Source organism: Phycisphaerae bacterium (assembly GCA_017999985.1).
GTDB lineage: Bacteria > Planctomycetota > Phycisphaerae > UBA1845 > Fen-1342 > JAGNKU01.
Genome location: JAGNKU010000013.1, coordinates 1 through 24531, shown reverse-complemented (window position 1 = coordinate 24531; position 24531 = coordinate 1). Strand labels below are relative to the sequence as shown.

The window sequence follows — 24531 nt, the reverse complement described above, 5'->3', positions numbered from 1 at the left end:
CCCACGGTCCGCTTGGGAGCGCGCTGGACGCGCACAAAACGGTTGCAGCGCCGGCGGCGGCGGCCCTATAATGGACCCGGAGGTATGGAAGTGAAGTGCAGCGTCCCGGGGGCTGTTGGGGCCTGTTGTCAGAGGAGCGAGGCGCGGTGCGTCGTGCCCGTTCGTTCCAATTCCATTTCTGCAGAGGAGCGTGCCGTGAGCGGAAAGCGGATCTACTGGTGCCTGCGTGTGATGTGCGTGACAGGATTGACGATCGGCGGGGCGTCCTTCGCGCTCGCGTCGAACGAAGGGCAGGCCGCGGCCGAGCAGGTCAGTGTGGCGAGCTACCAGGGCTTTATGAACAACTGGCTCTATACGCACAGCGGCCAGAGCCGTGGGCCGAACGGTGCGCAACACGATCCCGCGCGCGACAACATCCTGAGCCTCTTCCAGAGCTACGGCCTGTCCGCCGCGCTGGAGCCGTTCACCTACGGCGGCCAGTCGGGCGAGAACGTCGTCGCGACCCAGACGGGCACGGTCTATCCCGAACGCATCTACATCATCGGCGGGCACTATGACTCGGTGAACAACCCCGGGGCCGATGACAATGCCAGCGGCGTCGCGCTGGTGCTCGAGGCGGCGCGGATCCTCAGCCAGTACCCGACGGACTGCACCATTCGCTACATCGCGTTCGACCTCGAGGAGCTGGGACTCTATGGCAGCCACGCCTACGTCAACGCCCACTCGGGCGAGGACATCCGCGGCATGATCTCGCTCGACATGGTGTGCTATGACCCCAACACGGATCACTGCCTGCTGTATGGCCGCACCACATCGAACCCGATCAAGAACGCGCTGGCGGCGGCGGTGACCGAGTACAGCGGTGGGCTGACGTACACGATCAACGGGCAGCTCGACCAGAGCGACCACGCGCCGTTCGAGGCGGCGGGGTTCCAGGCGTGCCTGCTGATCGAGGGCGAAGTGTGGAACAACCCCTACTACCACACGCAGAATGACAAGTACGAGAGCCTGGGCTACCTCAATTTCAACTACGCCGTGAAGATGACCCGCAGCGTGGTGGGGTGGCTCGTCGATGCGGCGGGCGTCGATATCCCGGTGTACAAGCTGGCGTTCAGCTACCCGGAGGGCCTGCCGGACTACGCGGCCCCGTCGGGCGGCACGGTGGTGCGCGTCGCCGTGAGCGGCGTCGGCGGGGCGGAGCCCGCGACCGGCACCGGGCAACTGCACTACAACGTCGGCAGCGGCTGGCAGGCCGTGGTGATGACGGAGGTCACGCCGAACGTGTACGACGCCGTCCTGCCGGCGGCGGCGTGCGGGACCGAAGTCCAGTATTACTTCAGCGCGCAGGCGACGAGTGGCGAAGGCTATGTCGATCCGTACCTCGCGCCGACGAACTACTACGCGGCCACCGCGGCTTATGGCATCACCGTCGCGTACGAGAACACTTTCGACAGCAATCCGGGCTGGACGACCACGGGGCAGTGGGCGTTTGGCACGCCGACCGGCGGTGGCTCGAACAACCACGACCCGACCAGCGGGCACACCGGCAGCTATGTCTACGGCTACAACCTGGCCGGCGACTACGCGAACAACCTGCCGGTGCGCTACTTGACCACGCCGGCGTTCGACTGCACCGGCCAGACGCACGTGCAGCTCGAGTTCTGGCGCTGGCTGGGCGTGGAGTCCAACAGCAACTATGACCAGGCCACCGTCGAGGCAAGCAACAACGGGACGAGTTGGAGCGTGATCTGGAGCGCGACTTCCACCGGAGCGGCAGTGGCCGACACGGCGTGGAAACTGCAGGTCTTCGACCTCGCCACCATCGCGGACAATCAGCCAACCGTGTACATCCGCTGGGGCATGGGGCCGACGGATTCGTACGTGACGTATCCGGGCTGGAACGTGGACGACGTGCGGCTGACCGGCCTGCTGTGCGAACCGCCGTACCCGGTGGGCGATTTGAACTGCGACGGCTTGGTGGATTTCCGGGACATCAACCCGTTCATCCTGATTCTGACGAATCCCGAGGCGTGGGCAGCCGCCTATCCGGATTGCCCGTCGGCCAACGGCGACATCAACGGCGATGGCAGTATCACCTTTGGCGACATCAACCCGTTCATCGCGCTGCTGACGGGCACGCCGTAGGGCAGGCCCTGCGTGGCAAAAGCACGCGGCCGCGCCGGACGCTCGTGTCCGGCGCGGCCGCGATCAATGGTCGCCACCACCCTCCCCCGGCCATCCTTGAAAGGGCGGGGGCTGCGCTGTGCGCTCACGCGATCGTGATTTCCTTCGACAGGTAAACGTCCTGGATCGCGTTCAGGAGCTTGACACCCTCGGGCATCGGGCGCTGGAACGCCTTGCGGCCGGAGATCAGGCCCATGCCGCCGGCGCGCTTGTTGACCACCGCCGTGATGACCGCGTCCTGCAGGTCGCTCTCGCCCTTGCTCTCGCCGCCGGAGTTGATCAGGCCGACCCGGCCCATGTAGCAGCCGGCGACCTGGTAGCGGCACAGGTCGATCGGGTTGTCGCTGCTCAGCTTCTCGTAGACCGCCTTGTGGGTCTTGCTGAACTTGACGGCGTTGAACCCGCCGTTGTTGGTCGCGAGCTTCTGCTTGATGATGTCGGACTCGATCGTCACGCCGAGGTGGTTGGCCTGGCTGGTGAGATCGGCGGCGGTGCTGTAGTCGACGCCGTCCTTCTTGAACGCGTCGTTGCGCAGGTAGCACCAGAGCACGGTGAACATGCCGAGCTCGTGGGCCTGCTGGAAGGCGTCGGCGACCTCTTCGATCTGGCGCGAGGATTCCTCGGAGCCGAAATAGACGGTCGCGCCGACTCCGACGGCGCCCATGTCCCAGGCCTGCTGCACGAGGCCGAACATGCGCTGGTCATAGCGCGTCGGGTAGACGAGCAGGTCGTTGTGGTTGATCTTGACGATGAACGGGATCTTGTGGGCGTACTTGCGCGAGACCATCGCCAGGACGCCGAAGGTGCTCGCGACGGCGTTGCAGCCGCCCTCGATGCCCAGCTTGACGATGTTCTCGGGGTCGAAATACGCCGGGTTGGGGCCGAACGACGCGCCGGCGCTGTGTTCGATGCCCTGGTCGACCGGGAGGATCGACAGGTAGCCGGAGCCCGACAGGCGGCCGTGCTTGAACAGCCACGCCAGCCGGTTGATGACGCGGTTGTTGCGGTCGGTGCTCAGGAAGACGCGGTCCAGGTAGTCCGGGCCGGGCAGGTGCAGGTTCTCGCGCGGGATCGTCGTGCACTTGTGGCTTAGCAGCGACTTGGCATGGTCCCCCAGGTACTGCAGCACATTGTCCGCCATGACGTATTCTCCTAACTCTTTGTGCGGTGCGTAGGTCGCCAGCGAGCCGCGCGCGACCCGGTCGCATTCCATAGCATCCCCGTCGCCGCCACGCGAGCGTCCGGGGGGCGCGTATTCTACCCGCAATTGGACGCCGTGCCATCACGTTCGGGAGTGGGTTCGGCTACGCGGCGTCGATCAGGGCGAGCTTCTGGCCGAACATGCGTTTTAGGGCCGGCAGCAGGAGTTGATGGTCCGGGTTTTCGAGCGTGGGGTCCTGCCCGATGAGTTCGAAGGCGTCCTGGCGGGCCTGCTCCAAAAGGGCGAAATCCTCGACGATGTTCGCGACGTGCAGCTCGGGCAGGCCGTGCTGCCGCGTGCCAAATAGCTGCCCGGGGCCGCGCTGCCGCAGGTCGGCCTCGGCGATCTCGAAGCCGTCGGTCGTGCGTGCCATGACCTCGAGTCGCTCGGCCGCCTTGGACAATGGTCCGCCCGCCCACCCCTCCGTGCCTGCGTGTCTGCGTGCCTGCGTGCCTTCCGCCGGCCCGCCGCTTCCGCTCCGGGTTCTGATGTCTGGCCCTCGGGCAATCAGGACACACAGGCTGTCCTGGCTCCCCCGGCCGACGCGCCCGCGGAGCTGGTGCAATTGCGACAGGCCGTAGCGGTCGGCGTGCTCGACCACCATGATCGTCGCGTTGGCGACGTCGACGCCGACTTCGACCACAGTCGTTGAGACGACGGCATGTAGCCGGCCGGCGACGAAGTTGGCGACGATGGCCTGCTTCTCCGCGGACGGCAGGGCCCCGTGTAGCAAGCCAATGTTTAATCCGCGCCAAGGCCCACCGGTGAGCCGCTCGTAGGTCTCGGTGACGGAAATGAGGTCGCGCTTGGCAGACCGCCCCTCGCGTGCAACGTCGAACTCCGCACCGTCGGGGTCCCAGCCCTCCGTGGCTCCGTGGCGGCGTGGCTGCGTGGCTTCTCCAATCTGCGGACACACCACATACGCCTGCTCGCCCTTCTCCAGCCGGCCGCGCACATAACCCATCACCGTGTCCCATTGCTTGCGCGTGACGACCTTCGTGATGATGCGGCCGCGGCCGGGCGGCGGCTGCCGGATGATCGAGACATCGAGGTCGCCGAAGACGGTCATCGCGAGGGTGCGCGGGATCGGCGTCGCGGTCATCACGAGATAGTGCGGCATCGGGCCCTTCGTGCGGAACTCGTGCCGCTGCAGCACGCCGAACTTGTGTTGCTCGTCCACGACGACCAGCGCGAGCTGGTTGAACGCGACGTCTTCCTGGATCAGTGCCTGCGTGCCGACCACGAGATCGAGTTCGCCGCGTTCGATGGCCGCGAGAGCGGCGGCGCGCTGCGCTTTACCCAGCCGGCCGCGGAGCAGCACAGGCCGCACGCGGCTGCCCTTCAGGTACCGCGCGATGTTGTCGTAGTGCTGCTGGGCGAGGATCTCGGTGGGGGCCATGAGGGCGGCCTGCTTGCCGTTCGCGATCGCAACCAGGCAAGCGTGCAGTGCGACGACCGTCTTGCCGCTGCCGACGTCGCCCTGCAGCAGCCGGGTCATCGGCCGGCCGCTCTGCAGATCATGCGCAATCTCTGCAATCGCCTGGTCCTGTGACGGCGTCAGCGTGAACGGAAACCGCGCGCGGATGCGAGCCTCGATCTCCGGCGTATGGTGCAGACGCTGGCCGCTCTGCAGCGCGAGGCGCTTGCGCCGCCGGAGGGCCATCGCCAGCTCCATCAGGAACAGCTCCTCGTAGGCCAGGCGCGTCCGGGCTTGCTGCAGCTCGGCCTCATTGTCGGGGCAGTGCATCTGGCGGACGGCGCGCTCGCGATCCGGAAACTGGTGTTTCGCGAGCAGCGCGGCGGGCAACGTCTCATCCACGGGCAGCCGGCTCTGCCCGAGCACGTTGAGGACCGCCCGACGAATGAGCGGCGACTTGAGCGTATCGTTGCCGCGGTAGACGCCGACCGTCCGCGCCTCCGTATTGGCAGCCAGGAGGACGGCGTCCGGCTCGAACACCTGCACCCGCGGCTGGACCATCTCCAGGCGGTCGCTGTAGAGCTGGACCTTGCCGCTGGCGATGACCGTCGCGCCGCGGAACAGGCGCTGGCCGCCGTAGCGTTGATTGAACCACCGCAGCCCGCACCGGCCGGTGCCGTCGTCGAGCACACAGAGCAGGGCGGGGCGGCGGCCGCCAAGTTGCACGACCTCGCCGCGGATCGTGGCATTCATGCCCGGGGCGAGGTCCTCGATGGCGAGCTCGCCTTGTTCGGGCTCATGGCGAAACGGGAAATACTCCAGCAGGTCGCCGACGGTGTGCAGGCCCAGCGCAGCAAACCACTCCGCGCGGCGCGGCCCGATACCCTTGATGTACTGGACCGGGCTGTCGCTGCGGAGCATCGGCATGTCAGCAGCGGAGACGCGCTGTGCAGTTTATGGAATGATCAGTTGCGTGCCGACCGCGAGCCGGTCCCGGTTGGGGACCCGATCGCGATTCGCTTCCCAGATGCGCTTCCACTTGCTCTGGTCGTTGTAGTACCGCCGCGCGAGCGAGTAGAGCGTGTCGCCCTTCTGGACCGTGTGCGTGCGCCCGCCCCGGGTCTCTCCGCCGGCGGCGATGAGCTTGGTCTCGCGGCCGCCGAATTCGGTCATGCGACTGTCCTGCGCCCGGGGCGCGGTGTCGCGCGCATAAGGATCGGTCGCGTATGGATCGGGTGTCGCCGCTGGCGGTGCGTCCATCTCCGTCAGGGCCGTGTCGGGCGTCTCTTCGTGTGCGGTCACCACCGCCGGTTCCTGCTTCGCGCAGGCGGTAACGAACAATGCGAAACTGATGATGCCCACGTGCCAGAACTTCATTTGCGTGCCTCCTTGCAATTGGTCGCTGGCTATCTGCCGGTACTCATCAAAGCCGAATTCCGGCTGTTTGTAAAGCGGGGGCGCAAACAACGACCGGTTGGACCGGCGTGCATCCGCGGGCTCACGGCCGGGCGAATGCCGTCTCCACGTGCAACTCGCCGCCGGCCGTGACGCGAGCCGCAATGGCCCCGGACGGACCGGTCATGAGCACCCGCACGCCGGGGCCGAGCAACTCTTGCGCGAGGGCCGTGAGCTTGGGGCGGGGCGTGCGCGCGGAGACGATCACGGTCTGGGGCGCGACGGCGGCCAGGAAGTCGTCGGTCGCCCCCGGGATGATCTGCCCGTGGTGTGGGGCGATCAGCACGTCGGCCCGCAGGCTCAGCCGGCCGGCGCGCTCCGCGGCGAGCAATGCGCTGAGGGCGGCGTCTTCGCAATCGCCAGTGAGAAGGAACGTCCGTCCGGCGACCGTCACACGCAGCACCAGCGAGCGGTTGTTCTCCTCCCAGGTGGCATCCAGGTCAGCGGGCGGCCAGAGGACATCCACGCCAGCGTCGCCTACCGCGAAGGACTGCCATGCGCGGAGTCGCTCCGGCGGTGGTATGTCGCCGGGAATGTGCGCGGCGAAGTACGGGCTGGTCGCCCAGCGGTCGATGGTGGCGCGGCGCAGCAACGTGGGCAGGCCGCTGTAGTGGTCGAAGTTGCCGTGCGAGACCGTGAGGATGTTGACCCGCCGGACGCCGAGCGCCACCAGGGCGCGGGCCGCGATCGCGCCCGCGTCGGAGTTGGCGTCGGTGCCGACGTCGAACACGGCCGCGGCACCGGTGGGGGTCGTCAGAATCATGCTGCTGCCGTTGCCCACCGACAGAACATGCAGGCTGTGGCCGGTGTCGCGGCTGGCGGGCAGGATGATCCAGCCGAGCCACGATACGACGAGCACGGCGGAAAGGCAGATGGTCGCCAGGGACCGCGGGCGGACGAGCGGTCGATGCATACGCGCATGCAGTCGCGGCACAACCTGGGGCCGGTCGATCCACGCACGCAGCAGTCGCAGGCTTGACGACAAACCCGGCCAGGCGATCCAGAGCACCGGGACGGTGTAGCTCAGCCCCACCAGCCAGAGCGGCGGCCGCAGGCAATCGATGGCCGCGTACGGAAGCTGCTCGAACAATCCGACGCTCCACAGCAGGAAACGTGTCACGCCGTACAGCAGGGCGCCCAGCACGGCGCCGAGCGGCGGCAGCAGCGCATTCGCCGCGAGCGTCAACATGCTCAGGACGGTGATGATCGTGACGAGCGGGGCCAGCACGATCGTGCCGAGCCAGCCCCACGGCGCGAAGTGGCCAAAGTGGTAGAGCACGAGCGGCTGGGCGATCAGATACGCACAGACGCAGACAATGATGAGCCCGACCGTGCTGTGCACTGCCCACAGCCGCATAAGCGCCGACAGCGTAGCCGCTTCGGGCGGTGGTCCATCCTCGGGACGCCGGGCGAACATCCCGCGGTAAATCCGGGGCACGAGCGTGATCAAGGCCAGTACCTGGACGAACGAAAGCTGGAACCCGGCGTTGAAGAGTTGCTGCGGATCGAAGAGCACGATGCACGCGGCGGAAAGGGCGAGCCAGTTCAGGGCGCAGAATGGCCGATCGGTCAGGCTCGCGCACCCCGCCAGCAGCACACAGAGCGTGGCGCGCAGAATGGGGGCGTTGGGTTCCGTGACGGCGGCGAATGCCAGCGTGACGATCATCGTCACAACGGCGGTGACGCGTCGGCTGCGGCGGAGGAAGCGCCGGACAACCAACCAGACGAAGCCGGCCAGCAGGGCGACGTTGAAGCCGCTGACGGCCAGGAAATGCAGGCCGCCGGCGCGCAGAAAGGCCTCGTTGAGTTGCTGATCGGCCCGGCTGCGCTGACCGAGGACCATGACATCGAGCAAGCGGGTGGACTCGTCGGTTTCCCCGTCGGCGTAGGGTTCGAAGAGCAGGCGCTGCGCGGTGGTGCGCAGGGCGGTGACCAGGCGGTGCCAGCGGCCGGGCGGGTCGGGCAGCACGGCAACGTGCGCAGCGCTCTCCACGGAGAAGCCGCCGGCGAGATTCTGCCGGCGATACCATGTGGCCCAGTCCAGTTCGCCGGGGTTACGCGGGCCGGCGGCGCGAAACAGCTTGCCGGTGAGCTGCACGCGCTGACCGAGCCGCAGCTCGAGCGACGCGGCCTCGATGCTCACGCGCAGGTGGCCCGTGGTTGCCACCGGCGGGTCGGTGCTGCGCAGCTCGTCGACGGAGATGATGAACTGCGTGCGCGGCGACGGGTCGAACGACAGGAATGGGTTGAGCCGCAGCGCCGGCCGCTCGAGGGGAGTGGTGACGATGCGCCCGGCGAGGCGTGAAAGTTGGGGCTCGTCGGTCAGCGCATTGGCGATGTGGTGCGGCGGAAGTGTGCTGAGCCCCTGGTGTCGGGCGAAGCCGACCAGCAGGGCAATGAGCGCGGCGCCTGCCGCCACGGCGGTTGGCCGGAGGCGCTGGCGCAGCATGAGCAGGAGAACGAGGAGCGTCGCCGGTGCGAGCCATATGCCGGTGTGGAGCGCGGCGGGGAGCGGGTCGACGGCGTCGGACAGCCCGACACCGGACAGCAGCGCGAGCGTCGGCCAGAGCAGGGGCGCGGGGACGCGGTGGGCGACATCCTCGCGGTCGAGCGCACGCTGCACTGGTTTTGGACTGCTCCCCGGCAACACCATGTGCGGAACTGTAGCACGGATGGGCGAAAATGCGACCGGGCGTGCTGGGTTGCAGTGCGGCTACGGGAGCTTGGTTGCCAGGATCTGCGCGGCGCGTTTCTGGCGGGCGGCCTGCAGCTTCGTACGCAGCTCCGGGCGCTCGTTGGCGAGAATGCTGATGGCGAGCAGGGCGGCGTTGACGGCGCCGGCCTTGCCGATTGCGAGCGTGCCGACCGGCATGCCCGGTGGCATCTGCACGGTGGCGAGCAGCGCGTCGAGACCCTGCAGCTCGGAGGCGGCCAGCGGCACGCCCAGCACCGGGCGGGTGGTCTGGGCGGCCACGGCCCCGGCCAGATGCGCGGCCATCCCCGCGGCGGCGATGAAAACTCTCGTGCCGGCAGCGTCGGCGCCGCGGACGTACTCGGCGGTTTCGGCTGGGGTGCGATGGGCAGATAATACGCGGGCTTCGTGCGAGACGCCGTACTCCTGGAGGGTGGCGACCGCCGCCTGCATCACGGTCCAGTCGCTTTCGCTGCCCATCAGCACGGCTACGTCGATCGGATTCGTCATGCGCGCCTCGAGAAAGCAGTGCATTCGTCGCCTAGAGCCACTATACTATACCCGGATTCCGGTGCGACAAGCCGGTGCGGCACTGTACCGCGCGTGGCTGTGCACCGCGGCGAGGTGACAACCAGCGCATGGCGATTTCGGCCGAGCGTCCGGAGGTTTCCGTGGTGGTGCCGGTCTTCCAGGAGGAGGCCAGCATCCCCACCGTCTTTCCGCACTTTCTTGACGTGCTGAGCCGCCAGCGCCGGCGGTTCGAGCTGATCGCCGTCAACGATGGCAGTCGCGACCGGACGGGGGAGTTGCTGGACCAGGTGGCCGCGCGCGACGCGCGCCTGCGCGTGATTCATTTCGCGCGCAACTACGGGCAGACCGCGGCGCTGATGGCCGGTTTCTGGGCGTCGCGCGCGCCGATCATCGTCCCGCTCGACGGCGACGGGCAGAACCCGCCGGAAGAGATCGAGCGGCTGTGCGACGAGCTGGAGCGCGGCAACTACGACGTGGTCAGCGGTTGGCGCAAGGACCGCAAGGACAGTTGGCTGCGCACGCAGGTCTCGCACGCGGCGAACTGGCTGATCGGGCACATCACGGGCGTGCGGCTGCACGACTATGGGTGCACGCTGAAGGCCTACCGCGCCAGCGTGATCCGCGACGCGCGCCTCTATGGCGAGATGCACCGCTTCATTCCGGTGTACACGTCGATGCACGGGGCGCGCATCCAGGAAGTCGTCGTCCAGCACAACCCGCGCCAGGCCGGGCAGAGCAAGTACGGCTACGGGCGCATCTTCAAGGTCGCGGTCGATCTGATCCTGGTGCGCATGCTGCAGAAATACCGCACGAAGCCGATGCACTTCTTCGGCAGAATCACGCAGTGGTCGTGGCTGGCGACGCTGCTGTGCTTTGCCTTCGCGATGGTGCAGGCGATCTACTCGCAGGACGCCTGGGCGGCGTTCTGGGGCAAGGCGCCCCTCGTCGGCGTGATGTTCTTCTTGCTGGGCTGTTTCGCGATCATGCTGGGGTTGGTCGCCGAACTGGCGATGCGGGCGGCGTTCGAACACAACGCCGGCCGTTACTGGGAGGAGGGGCGGCGCGTGAACTTCGGACCGGCGGGCGGGGAATGGGAACCCCGCAGTCTGCCCGCCGAAAGCCTGCGCACGCCGTCCCTGGAAGAAGCGCTGAAGCCGTAGAGTCATCCGGTCCGCTGGGTGGGCCCCATGGCGTTTGCGGCACTGCCAATGAGTGCGTGTCCGACACGCGGCCGGCACATCCTTGGGCACGGTGGTCGGACCGGGCCGGCGAAGACCGGCGGAGAAGGAGGTATCGCCATGTCGTTCCGTTCGAAACATCTGGGGCGCGGCACGCGCTGGGTGGCGCGCGTGTTGTCCGTCGGACTTGCCATCGGTCTGACCCCGGCGCTCCTGGGCGTCGACATTCAGCCAACGTACGACGCGAATGTCACCGACGCGCAGAAAGCGGTTATCGAGGCCAAGATAGCCTTGTGGGAATCCCGACTGCCGCACCAGTCGCCGGAGCACGTCGTCACGGTCAGCTTCCGCAACGCCGACCTCGGCTCGAGCTTCCGCCCGCCGGAGCCCGGGGTCGAGCCGGCGCTCACGCAGCCGGGCCTGGCACTGGGTGAGGACCGGGCGACGCTGGGCCGGACGGACAATTTCGCCAGCAACTCCGACGGTCGGCCCACGGGGGCGCGGATCACGATCAACAGCAACGCCGCGATTCCGTGGTACGAAGGCCTTGACCCCAACGTGCCGGCCGACAAGTACGATTTGTACAGCATCGTCAATCACGAGCTCGCGCATGCCCTGGGCTTCACGGTGCTGAACTCGCGCTTCGCCCGCAACGTGACCAGCGATCCCAACAACCCCACCGGTCCGCGCACGTACACCGGCGGCGGGCCGGGCGGGACGCCACGTGCCACCTTGACGCCCTCCTCGGCCGGCACACATACGGACCCGGGCGCGCACCCGGGCGACCTGATGAACCCGGCCTTTCCGAAGGGCGTGCGCCGCGTGCCGAGCCAGCTTGATATCGATATTCTGAAGGATGACGTCTGGCGCTACCCCACTATCCAGGGTTCGCTCAGCAACTTCGACGTCTGGAACCGCTCGGGACTGATCGCGAACGACTTCAAGGTCACGCTGGGCGGCGTGGTCATCGGCAGCATTTCGGACTTGTACAACGGCGTGTTGAACCCGTTCTCGCCGGGCGTCGTGACGCAGGACGGCGACAACGCAGTGATCAAGTGGGGCCCCGGGCCCGGGCAGGTGAACCCTGGCGGCAAGGCGCACTTCGGGTTCAAGCTCGCCGGCGGCCTCACGCCGCTCTCGTTCAAGTTCGAGTGGACGCAGAACAACACGGTGATTGCCACGATACCGGTCAGCGGCACGACCTGGCGGCAACTGGCCACCGGCAACGTGCAGAATCGCGTGACCAACAACTCTGAGCAGGCGGTCTGGGTGGTTCGGCGGTTCAACTTCACGCCGGCGCCGATCATGCTGGATGAGCTGCTGATCGGCATGCCGCTGGAGCAGACCGCGATGATGATCGACGTGTCCCCCCTGCGGCTGTTGCCGGGCGAGTCGATGACGTTCGAGTATCCGCAACTGCCGGGCATGTGGGGCGTCGTCATGATCGCGGATTTCCTGGCGGACGAAGACGGCCTGCCGGGCTGGCCGCTGGGCACCTGGCTCGATGCGGCCGAGCTGCCGCAGATCGTGCTGCTCACCGGCGACGTGAACTGCGACGGGCTGGTCAGCTTCGGCGACATCAATCCGTTCGTGCTGCTGCTGTCGAACCCGGTGCTGTGGCAGGAGACGTATCCGGGCTGCCCGTTTGAGAACGGCGACATCAACGGCGACGGCCTCGTCGGCTTCGGCGATATCAATCCGTTTGTGATGCTGCTGAGCGGCACGTAGGCTGCGCCGGCCGGACCGCCGCCTCGCAGCGTCACCGGCACCGGCCGCGCCTCTTCAACCGGCCCGCCGTTCGTGCTAGACTAAGCAGGCTACCGCCACGCGGGCGGACATCTCGTATCGATTGGCCGAGTCGACTTGGGAAGGAGCACGCCATGAAAAGTACACTGCTGCAGACACTGCTTGTTTCCGGCCTGGTCGTCGCCGTGGGCACCCTGGGCCGGCCCCCGGCCGCGCATGGACAGTCGGCCGAGCGCGCCATTTTCGTGACGAACAACGGCAACCTGGAAGGCAGCGTATCGGCGTTCACGGTGCGCGCAGACGATACGCTGTCATTCGTGAACCGGGTCATCACGGGCGTGCGCCCGAACCTGAACGAGCCCTGCCCCGGCTGTAATCCCTACAAGATTTCCATTTCGCCCAACGGGCTGTACCTGGTCACCGGACATGCGTCGACCAATGATCCGTACGAGCAGCTCACGTTCTTCGAGGTCGGTGCGGACGCGAGCATCACGCAGATCGCGGCGTTCAGTGTGGTCGGCACGCCGATGGACGTGGCCTGGATTACGAACGACATGCTGGTCACCACGCGCACGGATGCCTCGCCGCAACAGGTGGTCGTCCTGCAGTTCGACCCGGAGACGCTGACGTTGACGGAGCTCGATACGGCCCCGGTGGGCACCTTCAGCACGTACCTGGCGCTCGACCCGAGCCACAAGTTCCTGTACGTGAACGACTCCGGCTCCGCGCGCACGATCCGCACGTTCACCATCGCGCCCGACGGCACGCTAACCCAGGTTGATATCGACTCGACCGGCTCGTACTACGCGCTCGAGCTGGGCGTGTCGCATGACGGGACCAAGCTCTACGCCGCGGGCGGGATCACCCACGTGGTGCTGGGCTACAATATCGCCTTCGACGGCACTCTGACGCCGATGGCGGGCTGGCCGTTCCCGGAGTTCGGCAGCTCGCCGTCGAACGTGGCGTTTAGCACGGATGACGCGTACCTGCTCGTCGGCCACGGCACGGACGCGACGGTGCGCTCAGCGGCGATCAATGCGGCCACGGGGAATCTCACCTATACGGGCCACTTTTTTGATGTCGGTTTGCAGGGGACGCTGGGCGACGTGCAGACCCTGGATGACCTGTTCTTCGTCACGGACAACTCGACAGCCATCGACGGCATCATGGGCGTCTATTCGTTCCGGCTGAATGCCAACGGCTCGTTCACGCAGAATGGCCCGATCGCAGACACGGGCGGCATCGCGCCGCGGTCGATCGCCGTGTGGGAGCCGCTGATCATGCGCGGGGACGTGAACTGCGACGGCCAGGTGGACTTCCGGGACATCAACCCGTTCGTGCTGCTGCTGACCAACCCGGACGCCTGGCACGCGACATTCCCGGGCTGCCCGACGATCAATGGCGACATCAACGGGGACGGCGTCGTGGACTTCCGCGACATCAATCCGTTTGTGCTGCTGTTGAGCGGGGGCGCGTCGGCCTGAGCCGGCCGGTCTTGCCGCAGCGCTGGCGTTGGGAATGGGTCGGGTGGATGCCCTGCGCGCGACGAGTCGCCCCCGTGCGCGGGAGCTGGCGGCGGCGTGGTGGCTGGAGAGCATCCGCATGTGTGAGCTGGGTCGATTTACGGGGGGGCTGAGTTGGCGACGAGTTGTGGGGCTGCTGGGGCGGCTGCTGGTTGTGCTGCCGGCCGCGGCCGCGACAGCCCGCGACTTCGAGTGCCTGGTGTTTGTCGGGACCTACACGGGCAAGGGCAGCGAGGGTATTTACGCCTGCGGATTCGACCCGGCCAGCGGTGAATCAGGTCCGCTCGCGCTCGTGGCCGCGACTGAGAACCCGTCGTTCCTCGCCGTTGATCCACAGGGGAGGTTCCTGTACGCGGTGAACGAGGTGAACACGTTCCAGGGCGAGCCCAGCGGCGCGGTGAGCGTGTTCGCCATTCAACGACCGAGCGGCCAATTGCAGTTGTTGCAGCAAGTCGCTTCGCTCGGTCGCGGTCCGGCACACCTGTCACTGGACCGCTCGGCCCGCTATCTGCTGGTGGCGAACTACGGTGGCGGCAGTTGCGCCGTGTTTCCGATCGGCGAAGACGGTCGGCTCGGCCCGCACTCCGCGTTCGTGCAGAACGCTGGCTCCAGCGTGGACCCGCGGCGCCAGGCGGGGCCGCACGCGCATGCCATCCAGGTGACGACGGATAACCGCGTCGCGCTCGTGGCCGACCTCGGGCTCGACAAGCTACTCGTGTTCCGGTTTGACGACCGCACCGGCAGCCTGACGCCCAACCAGCCGGCGTACGCCAGCGCCAGCCCGGGTGCCGGGCCGCGCCATGTCGCCTGCGCGCCATCAGGGAAGTTCGTGTACCTGCTCAATGAAATGGCGTCCACAATCGCGGTCTTCGCGTACGCAGCGGACGCGGCCGCGCTGCAGGAGCGCCAGACGATCTCGGTGCTTCCCAAGGACTTCAGCGGCAAGAGCTTCGCCGCGGAGATCCGGGTGGACGCCCGGGGCAAGTACCTGTACGCCTCCAACCGCGGTGATGACAGCATCGCGGTGTTGAGCATCCATCCGGACGACGGGACGCTGACGCCGGTCGAGTGGGTCCCGAGCGGCGGCAAAACGCCGCGCAGCTTCGCGCTGGACCCGACAGGGAAGTGGCTGTTGGCGGCGAACCAGAACTCGAACGAGATCGTGCTGCTGCGGGTCGATCCGGCGAGCGGGCGGCTCTCCTCCGCAGCCCGGTCCTGGAAGCTCGTCTCTCCCGTTTGCGTTTGCCTCTGCTCAAGCCGGTAGGCTGGTCGCCCAAGTGCCGGCTGCTTCGGCGGTATCCGCGTGGGCTCTGCGGTTATCCGACGGCCGCGGCGGTTGGCCGCATGGTGCGGGTGGGCGGCCACGACGCCCCATAATGGCACGGGTCTGGCGGCGGGCCGGCACCGCCCCTGTTTCGCGCCGGCCGGCGGCTCGCGCCTGTTAGAATTGAAGCTGAAACCGTGGGGGCGGCGCGCCGATGCGCCTGCTGGCGCGGTGGCGCGCCCGGCTGGTCCCTGTACACGTATCATGGAGGACGACCTCTCATGTTGGTGTCTATCTTGCCGCCGCGGCCGGGCCACGGCACGACCCGGGTGGCCGGCGTGCTGGCGGTGCTGATGCTGGTCGCGCCGGCCAGCGCGTCGAGCGTCATCCCCATGTCGCTGGCGACGCTGGCCGACCATGCCGGCCAGGTCATCGTCGGCGAGGTCGCGTCCGTGCGACCGCACTGGGCCGACGGTCCGCGGCGCATTCAGACCGAGGTCGTGTTTGAGCACGTCGAGTACTTGAAGGGGAAGCTGGCGGATTCCGGGGATACGTTCGTGCTGCTCGTGCCGGGCGGCACGGTGGGTGAATTGACGCTGCGCCTGGCGGACACGCCGGTGTTTGCGGTCGGCGACAAGTGGGTGTTGTTCCTGCTGCCAGAGTACAAGACGTACCCCGTCGTCGGGCTGGCACAGGGAGCGTTCCGCGTGCAGACCAGCCCGGATGGGGTCGCCCGCGTGTACGACGCCGTCGGCCAGCCGGTCGCGGGGTTCGACGCGGATGGGTTCATGCAGTTGGCCCCGGGGGCGCAGTCGGATGCAGCGGCGCGGCTGGCAGGGTTGGAGAAGTTGCGGGTGCGGGTACCCGCGGCGCAACCGCCGGCCCAGCCGCTGGCCTACGACGAATTTCTGGCGCTGTTGCGACCGGTATTGACGCAGAGCCGCCCGCATGCACTGGCCGGGCCGGCGGGAAAGCCCGCCCTCGTGCAGCAGCGGTCCGTGCCACTGCGATTGGCCGAGCAGCGCGCGGCGTCGAGCGGTGGGACAGGACGCGTGGAACAAGCGCGGCAGGCGGTGTCCGCCCGGCAGTCCACGCGCCAGCCCGGCGAGCTGCGGATGGACGCCGGCGGTCCGCCTGGTTCCGGGAGGGCCGACCCATGAGCACGCGCCGATGTTGGCTGGCTCTGCCGTTGGTTCTCGCGGGCCTGTTGATCGCGCCCGATCCGGTAGCGCGCGGCTTCTCCTTTTTCCAGCTCAACGGCTACGTCGTCACCTGGGCGAACAACTTGAGTCTCAGGTACCTGTCCGCCTCGACGTTTCCGCCGGGTAGCGACACGGATGTGCTGTATCGTGCGGCGATGGGGCTGTGGGTACTGGTGCCGTCGGGGGATTTCCACTACTACTACCAGAACCTCAGTTTCGATCCCGTGATTGACCCCTATGACGGCTACTGCGACACGACGGCGGTCGATGCGAACGAACTCGATCCGGGCGTGCTTGCCGTGACCTACATGGTCAACTACGGCGCCGAGTGGTACGACATGGACATGGTGTTTTCCGACTACCCGGCGGGCGCCGGCTGGTCGCTCGACACCAACCCGAGCTGCGAAGCCGTCGCCAATCCGACGTTGTACGGCTACTCCTTCTACCTCGTGGCGACGCATGAACTGGGGCACGCACTGGGCCTGGGACACGATCCCATCGGAACGGAGCCGGCGGGCACGGCGTGGTTCATCGGCACGATGAACCCGCGCTACCCGGCGGGCGGCTCGATCGGCGACCAGGGGATTGTTGAAGTCCACGCCGACGACCGCAACGGCACACGCTTTCTGTATCCGCATTCGGGACAGAGCCAGACGGTAGTCGACCTGGCGAACCCGGGCTTCGCCAGCAGCGCGATCGTCGGCAAGGCCATGCCCGCGACGTTCACGCCGACCAGCATCTACCCCGGGCAGGTGCTGACGCTGCGCTCGGTGATCGAGAACTACGGCAACGCCAACGTGTTCAACGTCCGGCAAGGTTTCTACCTCTCGACCGACGCGGTGATCGACACCGGCGACACGTCCCTTGGCGATCTGCGCTGGGACCTGGCGTATGGCGACGGGTTCGAAGTTGACGTGGACGCGGACATGCCGGCGGACATCGCCGCGGGCACGTACTACGTGGGCTCGATCTTCGACGACCTGGACGAGGTGGCCGAGGAATACGAGGACAACAACACGCACTGCTATTGCAGCCCGCTCACGATTGCCCGGCTGGCGCCCGTCATGAACGAGCTTGGGCAAGTCATCGCGCGCTGCGGCGAGCCATTCACCGGCCCGACGCCGACCGTCACGCACCCGCTCAATATGGCCCCCATCACCTGGAGCCTGGACAACCCGGAGCCGGGGATGATGATCAATCCGAATACGGGCGTGATCTCGTGGCTGAACCCGGTTCGCTCCGCCTTTCTCTACACGCTCATCGTCCGGGCCACGAACAGCTCGGGCACAACCACGAAATTCCTGTTCCTGGGCGTCGATCAGGGCGTACCGCGCATCCAGCCAATCGCGGACCAACTGACGCCGCACACGCTGCCCTATACCGGACCAACGCCGCAGCTCGTCGATGCACCCTGCATGAATCCGATCCTGAACTGGTCGCTGGACGCCGGGCCGGACGGGATGCAGGTTGATCATTCCACCGGCGTGGTCAGTTGGACGCGCCCGCGCTACGCGGCGACGCCGTACACGGTCAGCATCCGCGCGACGAACGCGATTGGCAACGGAATTGTGACCTGGCGGCTGCGCGTCACCGGGCTCGTCGGTGACCTGGATTGCAGCGGGGCGGTGGACTTCGCCGATATCAACGCGTTCGTGCTGGCCCTGGCGAACGAGGTCGCGTATACGCAGCAGTTCCCTGGCTGTGACCGGAATCTGGCGGATATCAACGGGGACGGGAGCGTCGGCTTTGGCGACATCAACCCGTTCGTGACGCTGCTGAGCGGCACGCCCTGAGGCGTCTGTCGGAATTGTGTTAGAATATGGGTGCCCATCGGCGGCCCATGCCCGGTGTGGTGCGGAACCAAAGATCGGAGAGGAGCGCAAACCATGTTTCGATCAACTGCCCTTGTGATGAGCGGTGCCCTGTTCCTGACCACGGCCTGGGCGGCGCCGTTCGACGTGCCGGTGAATCCGAGCCAGTCGGTACTGAATTTCGAGCTCTGCATCTCGGGATCGTGCACCACCGATTCGTCGCCGGTGAGCGGCACGGTGCGGATTGACCTCGACGCCATCGCGAGCCCCACGCAGATCACGCTGCACGACTTTGACCTGCAACTCGATGAAAGCATGCACTGGTACCTCAGTTGGGGCTTCCTCGGCAGCTTTACCGCCGACTCGTCCGGCCTGGCGGTGCACTACGCGCATCCGGAAACGCCGCTGGGCCCGGTGGCGGTAGTGGCGGGCGGTTTCGCGTTCGCCAATGTGCCGGCGGATTCCACGGGCACGGTGACCTACTCTGCCGCGGGGATCCCGTGCATCGCGTTGCAGGGCGCGGGTCTTCCGTGCAGCGCCACGCTGGACCTGGCCAACGGCGGCACGCAAACCATGGACCAGTTCGACGGGCAGGTGACCAGCCAAGACCGCGTCGTGACGCTGATGACGCAACTGGACATGACGTCGCCGCTCGACCCGAACAACCCCACGTTGGCTACGCTGCATGTCTACGGCACGGTCCAGGGGCAGGTGTACGTGCCGGTGCCCGTGCTCGTGGGCGATCTGAACTGCGACGGTGTGGTGGGTTTTGGCGACATCAATCCGTTCGTGTTGGCGCTGAGCAATCCGCCGCTCTACGCCGAGCTGTACCCGGACTGCCCGCTCGCGAACCGTGATATTGACGGCGACGGGGATTTCGGTTTTGGCGATATCAACCCGTTCGTGACACTGCTGACCAGCGGGCCGTCGTGATGGAGCTCGGGACGCCGGACCGGGGCCGATTCGCGTTATCGGAACGCCGGGAGGGTTTTGACTGCGGGGAGCTTGGGGGTCCCGTGGCCAGGGTGCTACTATTGATCAGGTCGGCGACGTGGGCGGTGGCCAAGTCGATGCCCCGGCGGGCGACAGTTTCGCCCCGCCCGCCCAGGTTGCTCTATGCGCCTGCCGAGGAGGCTGTCTGATGTTGTTTGCCCGTGTGGTCCGTTCGACTCTGCTGAGCCTGGTGGTGCTGGCGGCGTTCGCCCCGGCGGCCCGCGCCGATGTCGTGCTGGGGAAGGTTTTGCCGCTGCGCCAACCGGACGGCACCACGCTCCAGGTGCGCATCTGGGGCGATGAGTTCTACACCGTCGTCGAGTCGCTGGACGGCTACACGCTCGTGCGCGATCCGGACACCCAGTACATCTGCTACGCCATCCTCGCGGACGACGCCAGTTCGCTCGTTTCGACCGGCGTAGTCGTGGGGACGGTCTCGCCGGCGGCGCTGGGGCTGGTGCCGCACGTCCGTATCACGGCGGAGGCGGTCGCAGCGCAGGCCCGGGCGGCGCGCGAGGCCTTCGAGCGCCTGCAGGCCGAGGGGCCATGGGCGCCCCCGGCGCAGCGGGCGGACATGCGCGGCCCAACGACCGGCAGCGTGCAGGGGATTTGCCTGATTATTGACTTCTCGGATGACGTGGGCACGATCCCGCCCGCGACGGTCAACAACTTTTGCAACCAGGTTGGCTACAACCTGAACGGCAACAACGGCTCGGTCCGCGACTATTTCTACGATGTGTCCAACGGGCTGCTGACATACACGAACTTCGTGCCGGCGGCGTATTACCGCGCGCTCCATCCCAAGACGTATTACAACGACCCCAACGTCCAGTACGGCCAGCGGGCGCGCGAGCTGATCGTCGAGGCGCTCAACGCGCTGGAGAACTCCGGCTTCGACTTCAGCGCCTACGACGCCGACGGCAACGGCGTCGTGGACGCGCTGAACTGCTTCTACGCCGGCTACAGCAACAGCGCCTGGGCCAAGGGCCTCTGGCCGCACGCGGGCTGGCTGAGCTACTGCGCCGATGGCGTCTGCACCCAGCGCTACCAGATGACCGACATGCAAAGCGCCTTGCGGTTGGCGACGTTCTGCCACGAGAACGGGCACATGCTGATGGGCTGGCCGGACCTGTACGACTACGACTACGACTCGTCGGGCGTCGGCCAGTTCTGCCTGATGTGCTACGGCACGACCGATACGAACCCGTGTGAGCCCTGCGCGTACATGAAGATGATCGCGGGCTGGACGGACACGGTGCTGCTAAGCACGCCGGTGACGGGTTTGCCGGCCGAGTACGGCAGCAGCACGATTTATAAGTACCCGCACCCGACGCTGAGCAACGAGTACTACCTGATCGAGAACCGGCAGCGCCTGGGCCGCGACGCCGGTCTGCCCGACGCCGGTCTGGCTATCTGGCACGTCGATACGCAGGGCAGCAACAATAACCAGCAGCAGACGCCGACGCTGCACTACAAGGTCACACTGGTACAGGCGGACGGCGCGTGGGACCTTGAGCGCTACCGCAACTACGGCGACAGCACCGACCTGTGGGCGGCGCCGACGTACACGCAGTGCACGCCCGACACGAACCCGAACACCAACTGGTGGAGCGGGGAGTCGTCGGGGCTGTACATCTCGTCGATCAGCGAATCGGCGGCGACGATGTACTTCGACTTCCTGGACGACCCGGACTGCAATGCGAACGGCGTGGCCGACTACCAGGACATCGCCAACTGCGACGGCAGCGCGTGGTGCAGCGACTGCAACGCCGATGGGCGGCTGGACGAATGCGACATCTACGAAGGCTGGAGCGTGGACTGCAACGAGAACGGCGTGCCCGACGAGTGCGACGTGGCGGCCGGCACCAGCGGCGACTGCAACGCGAACGGCACCCCCGACGAATGCGAGATTCTCTACGGCTGGTATCCGGATGACAACGGCAACCTCGTCCCGGATCCCTGCGAATGGCACGCGGGCGACGTCAACTGCGACGGGCTGGTCAGTTTCGGCGACATCAACCCGTTTGTGCTGCTGATGAGCAACCCGGACGGCTACCTGGACGCGTTCCCGGACTGCATCCGGCTGAACGGGGACGTCAACGGCGACGGGGCCGCGAACTTCGCGGACATCAACGCCTTCGTCCTGCTGCTCAGCGGGGGCCGTTGAGCCCCGGTGACGGTCGGCCGCGCGGCACCGGGACCCGCCGGCCAGCGCCGCCCCCCCGCACATCGCGTTGATTCGCGACGGGCGGCTTGCTATCGTGGAAGCAGTGGTGCCTGGCGCCGGATGTTCGTCGTCGCCAGATGACTGCATCGTGCGCTGGGCTGGCTTGCCGCACTGGGCATCACCTCCTGCATGAGTGGGACCCGGTCCGCCGTAGCGCGGCGGGTTCTCGAAAGGCGTATGACATCGAAGAATTCCAGGAGACGGGACATGCGAGCGATTTTTCGGCGTGGCTTGGGTGTCGGGTTGCTGATGAGCTGGTTTCTGGCGGCGCCCGTCAGCCTCGCGGGCGCACCGGATGAGGCCCCGGGGGCGGCGCTGGAGATCCAGCGGGCTGCGCACAGAACGCTGCTGGCCCTGGCCGGTCAGCCGCCGTTTCACACCGCCGCCGGCGAAGCGCGCAATGCCCGCGTGATTCCCGTGCCGGGCAGCGCGGCGCTGCTCGTGCTGTGGGATGAAGTGTCGACCCGCGGCACGGTGCCCTGCTACGCGATCAGCCTGGACGGCCAGCGCGTCGAGCGCGTGACGGAAACGTCCTACGTGCTGAAGCTGCGCCACGGCGAGTTCGATCCGGCGTGGGGCGTGCCGGCGCCGCGCGGCGGCTTGGCCGCCGAGGCGGACAGCAACCTGTACCTCGTGCAGTTCGTGACCCAGCCGCTGGCCGAGTTCCGCGCGCAGATCGAGGCCCTGGGCGGCACGGTCCGCCAGTTCATGGCGAACCATGCCCATATCGTGCAGATGAGCCCGGCAGTGCGCGACGCGGTTGCGGCCCTGCCGTACGTGCGCTGGGTCGGCGCCTATCACCCGGCCTATCGGTTGGACGAGACGCTGTTCGAGCGCCCGGCGACCGAGAAAGACGGCGGTGTGCTGCGCTGCAACATCCAGGTGTTCGAGGGCGGCGCCGCGCAGAAACTCGCCGTGGCGGAGCGCATCCGCGCCCTGGGCGGCTACGTGGACTGCTCCGATTTCGGCAAGCGCCTGCTCGTCGCGACGCTGACGCCGGACCAGGTGTGTGAGGTCGCCCGCTGGGACGAAGTGCTGTTTATTGACCGGTGGAGCCCGCTCGAGAAGGACATGAATAACGCGCGGGCGCTCGGTGGGGCGAACTACATCGAGACTCTGGCCGGCTTCAACGGCCTCGGCGTGCGCGGCGAGGTGTTCGACGCGGGCTTCAATCTCGGTCACGTCGATTTCCAGTCGCGGCCGCTGATTCAGCACGGCCAGACCGGCTCGGACTCGCACGGCGCCTCCACGTCCGGGATCGTGTTTGGCGACGGCACGGGCAACGCGCTCGCGCGCGGCCTGCTCCCGGCCGGCCAGGGCATTGTCGGTGACTACAACTACGTCGGCATGACCGGCACCTCGCGCTACAATCACACCAGCGCACAGGTGCAGGCCCCGTACTTCTGCGTCTTCGAGACGTCGAGCGTTGGCAGCAGCCAGGTCACGACTTACACCACGATCTCCGCCGACACAGACGACATGCTGTTCGACTTCGACGTCGTGCACTGCCAGTCGCAGTCCAACCTCGGCACACAGTCGTCGCGCCCCGAGGCCTGGGCGAAGAACATCATCTCCGGCGGCGGCGTGAATCACTACGACGACCAGAACTGGACCAATGACTGCTGGTGCGGCGACGCCAGCATCGGGCCAGCTGCCGACGGCCGCATCAAGCCGGATCTGTGCGCTTTCTATGACGACATTCTCACGACGACCAGCGGCAGCTCGACCGCCTACACCACCAGCTTCGGTGGGACCAGCGGCGCCACCCCGATCATCGCCGGCCACGTCGGCCTGTTCTTCCAGATGTGGGCAAGCGGCCTGTTCAACAACGCGGTCGATCCGGAAGGCACGGTGTTCGACAACCGCTGCCACATGACGACGGCGAAGGCGATGATGATCAACAACGCCCGGTCGTACCCGTTCAGCGGGACCAGCCACGACCTGACGCGCACGCACCAGGGCTGGGGCTTCCCGAACCTGCAGCGGATGTACGATCAGCGCGCGAAGACCTTCGTCATCAACGAAACACAGTTGCTCACCAACCTGCAGACGATGGAGTACGCCCTGAACGTCGAACCGGGCGAGGCCGAGTTCCGGGCCACGCTGGTCTACGCCGATCCGGCCGGCGTGCCGTCCTCGTCGCAGGCGCGCATCAACGACCTGACCCTGCAGGTCGTCGCCCCGGGCGGCACGATCTACTGGGGTAACAATGGGCTGCTGGTCGGCAACTACTCAACCGCCGGCGGCGCGGCCAACCACGTCGATACCGTGGAAAACGTCTTTGTGCAGAACCCCGTTGGCGGGCTCTGGGTCGTCCGCGTGATTGCGGAGGAGATCAACCAGGACAGCCACGTGGAGACGCCCGCGCTTGACGCCGATTTCGCGCTCGTGGTCACCGGCGTGAGCCCCTGCTCGTCAGCCGGTTCGGTCCGGCTCAATCGCGGACTCTATGCCTGCACCAGCACGATTGAGGTGCACGTCCTGGACTGCGACCTGAACACCGACAGCGACGTCATCGAGACCGTCACCGTCGCCGTGCAATCCACGTCTGAGCCGGCGGGCGAGAGCGTGTTGCTCACCGAGACCGGCGTTGGCACGGCCTCGTTCGTTGGCACGATCGAGGGCAGCCCGACCGCGGGCGCCGGGGCGCTGCTCTTGGCCCACGGCGACACGATCACGGTGACCTATGTCGACGCGGACGACGGTCTGGGCGGCACGAACGTCGTGGTGACCGATACGGCCGACGTCGATTGCGTGCCGCCAGTCATCTTCAGTGTGCAGTCGCTCGACTTGCAGCCACGCTCCGCGAAGGTCACCCTGGAAGCCGACGAGCCGGTGCGCGCCACGGTGCGCTACGGTCTGAGCTGCAGCGCCCTGAACAACAGTGTGAGCGCGGCGATGTATGAACTGGCGCCCGTGATCAGCCTGACCGGCTTGACCGATGGCACAACGTACTACTTCAAGGTCGAGGCGCTGGATCAGGCCGGCAATCTCACGATCGATCCGACCTGCTACAGCTTCACCACGCCGGAGGTGCCCGACTTCTTCACCCAGCTCTTCAGCGGCGACAACGACCTCGACTACCAGAGCCTGGTCTTCACCCCCAA

At 67.0% G+C, this 24531-nt stretch carries 15 protein-coding genes; 10 read left to right on the top strand and 5 right to left on the bottom strand.

Annotated features, from left to right (window positions below; all coding sequences use genetic code 11):
* The first annotated feature begins 195 nt into the window (after positions 1-195).
* Positions 196-2145: a M28 family peptidase gene (locus KA383_15945; protein ID MBP7747609.1), complete on the top strand. Its 1950-nt coding sequence runs from the start codon at positions 196-198 to the stop codon at positions 2143-2145.
* 124 nt (positions 2146-2269) lie between these two features.
* On the opposite strand, the gene KA383_15940 is transcribed toward KA383_15945, so the two are convergent.
* The 5 genes from KA383_15940 to purE all read right to left on the bottom strand — a co-directional run bounded on the left by KA383_15940 (position 2270) and on the right by purE (position 9459).
* Complete coding sequence (locus tag KA383_15940) at positions 2270-3325, bottom strand: class I fructose-bisphosphate aldolase (protein ID MBP7747608.1); 1056 nt, start codon at positions 3323-3325, stop codon at positions 2270-2272.
* A gap of 163 nt (positions 3326-3488) precedes the next feature.
* The gene (locus tag KA383_15935) at positions 3489-5729 is read right to left on the bottom strand and encodes an ATP-dependent DNA helicase RecG (GenBank protein MBP7747607.1); all 2241 of its coding nucleotides are present in this window, start codon (positions 5727-5729) and stop codon (positions 3489-3491) included.
* Positions 5730-5756: 27 nt separating this feature from the next.
* A complete protein-coding gene (locus tag KA383_15930) occupies positions 5757-6179 on the bottom strand; it encodes a LysM peptidoglycan-binding domain-containing protein (protein ID MBP7747606.1) in 423 nt (140 codons plus the stop codon).
* Positions 6180-6300: 121 nt separating this feature from the next.
* The gene (locus KA383_15925) at positions 6301-8880 is read right to left on the bottom strand and encodes a ComEC/Rec2 family competence protein (protein ID MBP7747605.1); all 2580 of its coding nucleotides are present in this window, start codon (positions 8878-8880) and stop codon (positions 6301-6303) included.
* A 90-nt stretch (positions 8881-8970) separates the two neighbouring features.
* The gene (gene purE / locus KA383_15920; protein ID MBP7747604.1) at positions 8971-9459 is read right to left on the bottom strand and encodes a 5-(carboxyamino)imidazole ribonucleotide mutase; all 489 of its coding nucleotides are present in this window, start codon (positions 9457-9459) and stop codon (positions 8971-8973) included.
* Between the two features lie 128 nt (positions 9460-9587).
* Between purE and KA383_15915 the strand changes: the two genes are divergently transcribed.
* From KA383_15915 to KA383_15875, 9 genes are all read left to right on the top strand, one after another.
* Positions 9588-10640, top strand: a complete 1053-nt coding sequence (locus KA383_15915) for a glycosyltransferase (protein MBP7747603.1) — start codon at positions 9588-9590, stop codon at positions 10638-10640.
* 138 nt (positions 10641-10778) lie between these two features.
* Positions 10779-12386, top strand: a complete 1608-nt coding sequence (locus KA383_15910) for a hypothetical protein (GenBank protein ID MBP7747602.1) — start codon at positions 10779-10781, stop codon at positions 12384-12386.
* Between the two features lie 152 nt (positions 12387-12538).
* Positions 12539-13888, top strand: coding sequence for a beta-propeller fold lactonase family protein (locus tag KA383_15905; GenBank protein ID MBP7747601.1), 1350 nt, complete (start codon positions 12539-12541; stop codon positions 13886-13888).
* A gap of 43 nt (positions 13889-13931) precedes the next feature.
* Positions 13932-15191 (top strand): lactonase family protein, encoded by a 1260-nt coding sequence (locus KA383_15900; protein MBP7747600.1) that lies wholly within the window; start codon positions 13932-13934, stop codon positions 15189-15191.
* Between the two features lie 281 nt (positions 15192-15472).
* Entirely contained in the window at positions 15473-16351 is an 879-nt protein-coding gene (locus KA383_15895) for a hypothetical protein (protein MBP7747599.1), read from the top strand.
* Positions 16348-18186 (top strand): hypothetical protein, encoded by a 1839-nt coding sequence (locus tag KA383_15890; GenBank protein MBP7747598.1) that lies wholly within the window; start codon positions 16348-16350, stop codon positions 18184-18186. Before KA383_15895 ends, KA383_15890 begins: the two co-directional genes overlap by 4 nt.
* Before the next feature lie 93 nt (positions 18187-18279).
* Entirely contained in the window at positions 18280-19137 is an 858-nt protein-coding gene (locus KA383_15885) for a hypothetical protein (GenBank protein ID MBP7747597.1), read from the top strand.
* Positions 19138-19345: 208 nt separating this feature from the next.
* Positions 19346-21364, top strand: a complete 2019-nt coding sequence (locus tag KA383_15880) for a M6 family metalloprotease domain-containing protein (GenBank protein MBP7747596.1) — start codon at positions 19346-19348, stop codon at positions 21362-21364.
* 267 nt (positions 21365-21631) lie between these two features.
* Positions 21632-24531: S8 family serine peptidase (locus KA383_15875; GenBank protein ID MBP7747595.1), on the top strand; the 2900-nt coding region annotated here is incomplete at its 3' end.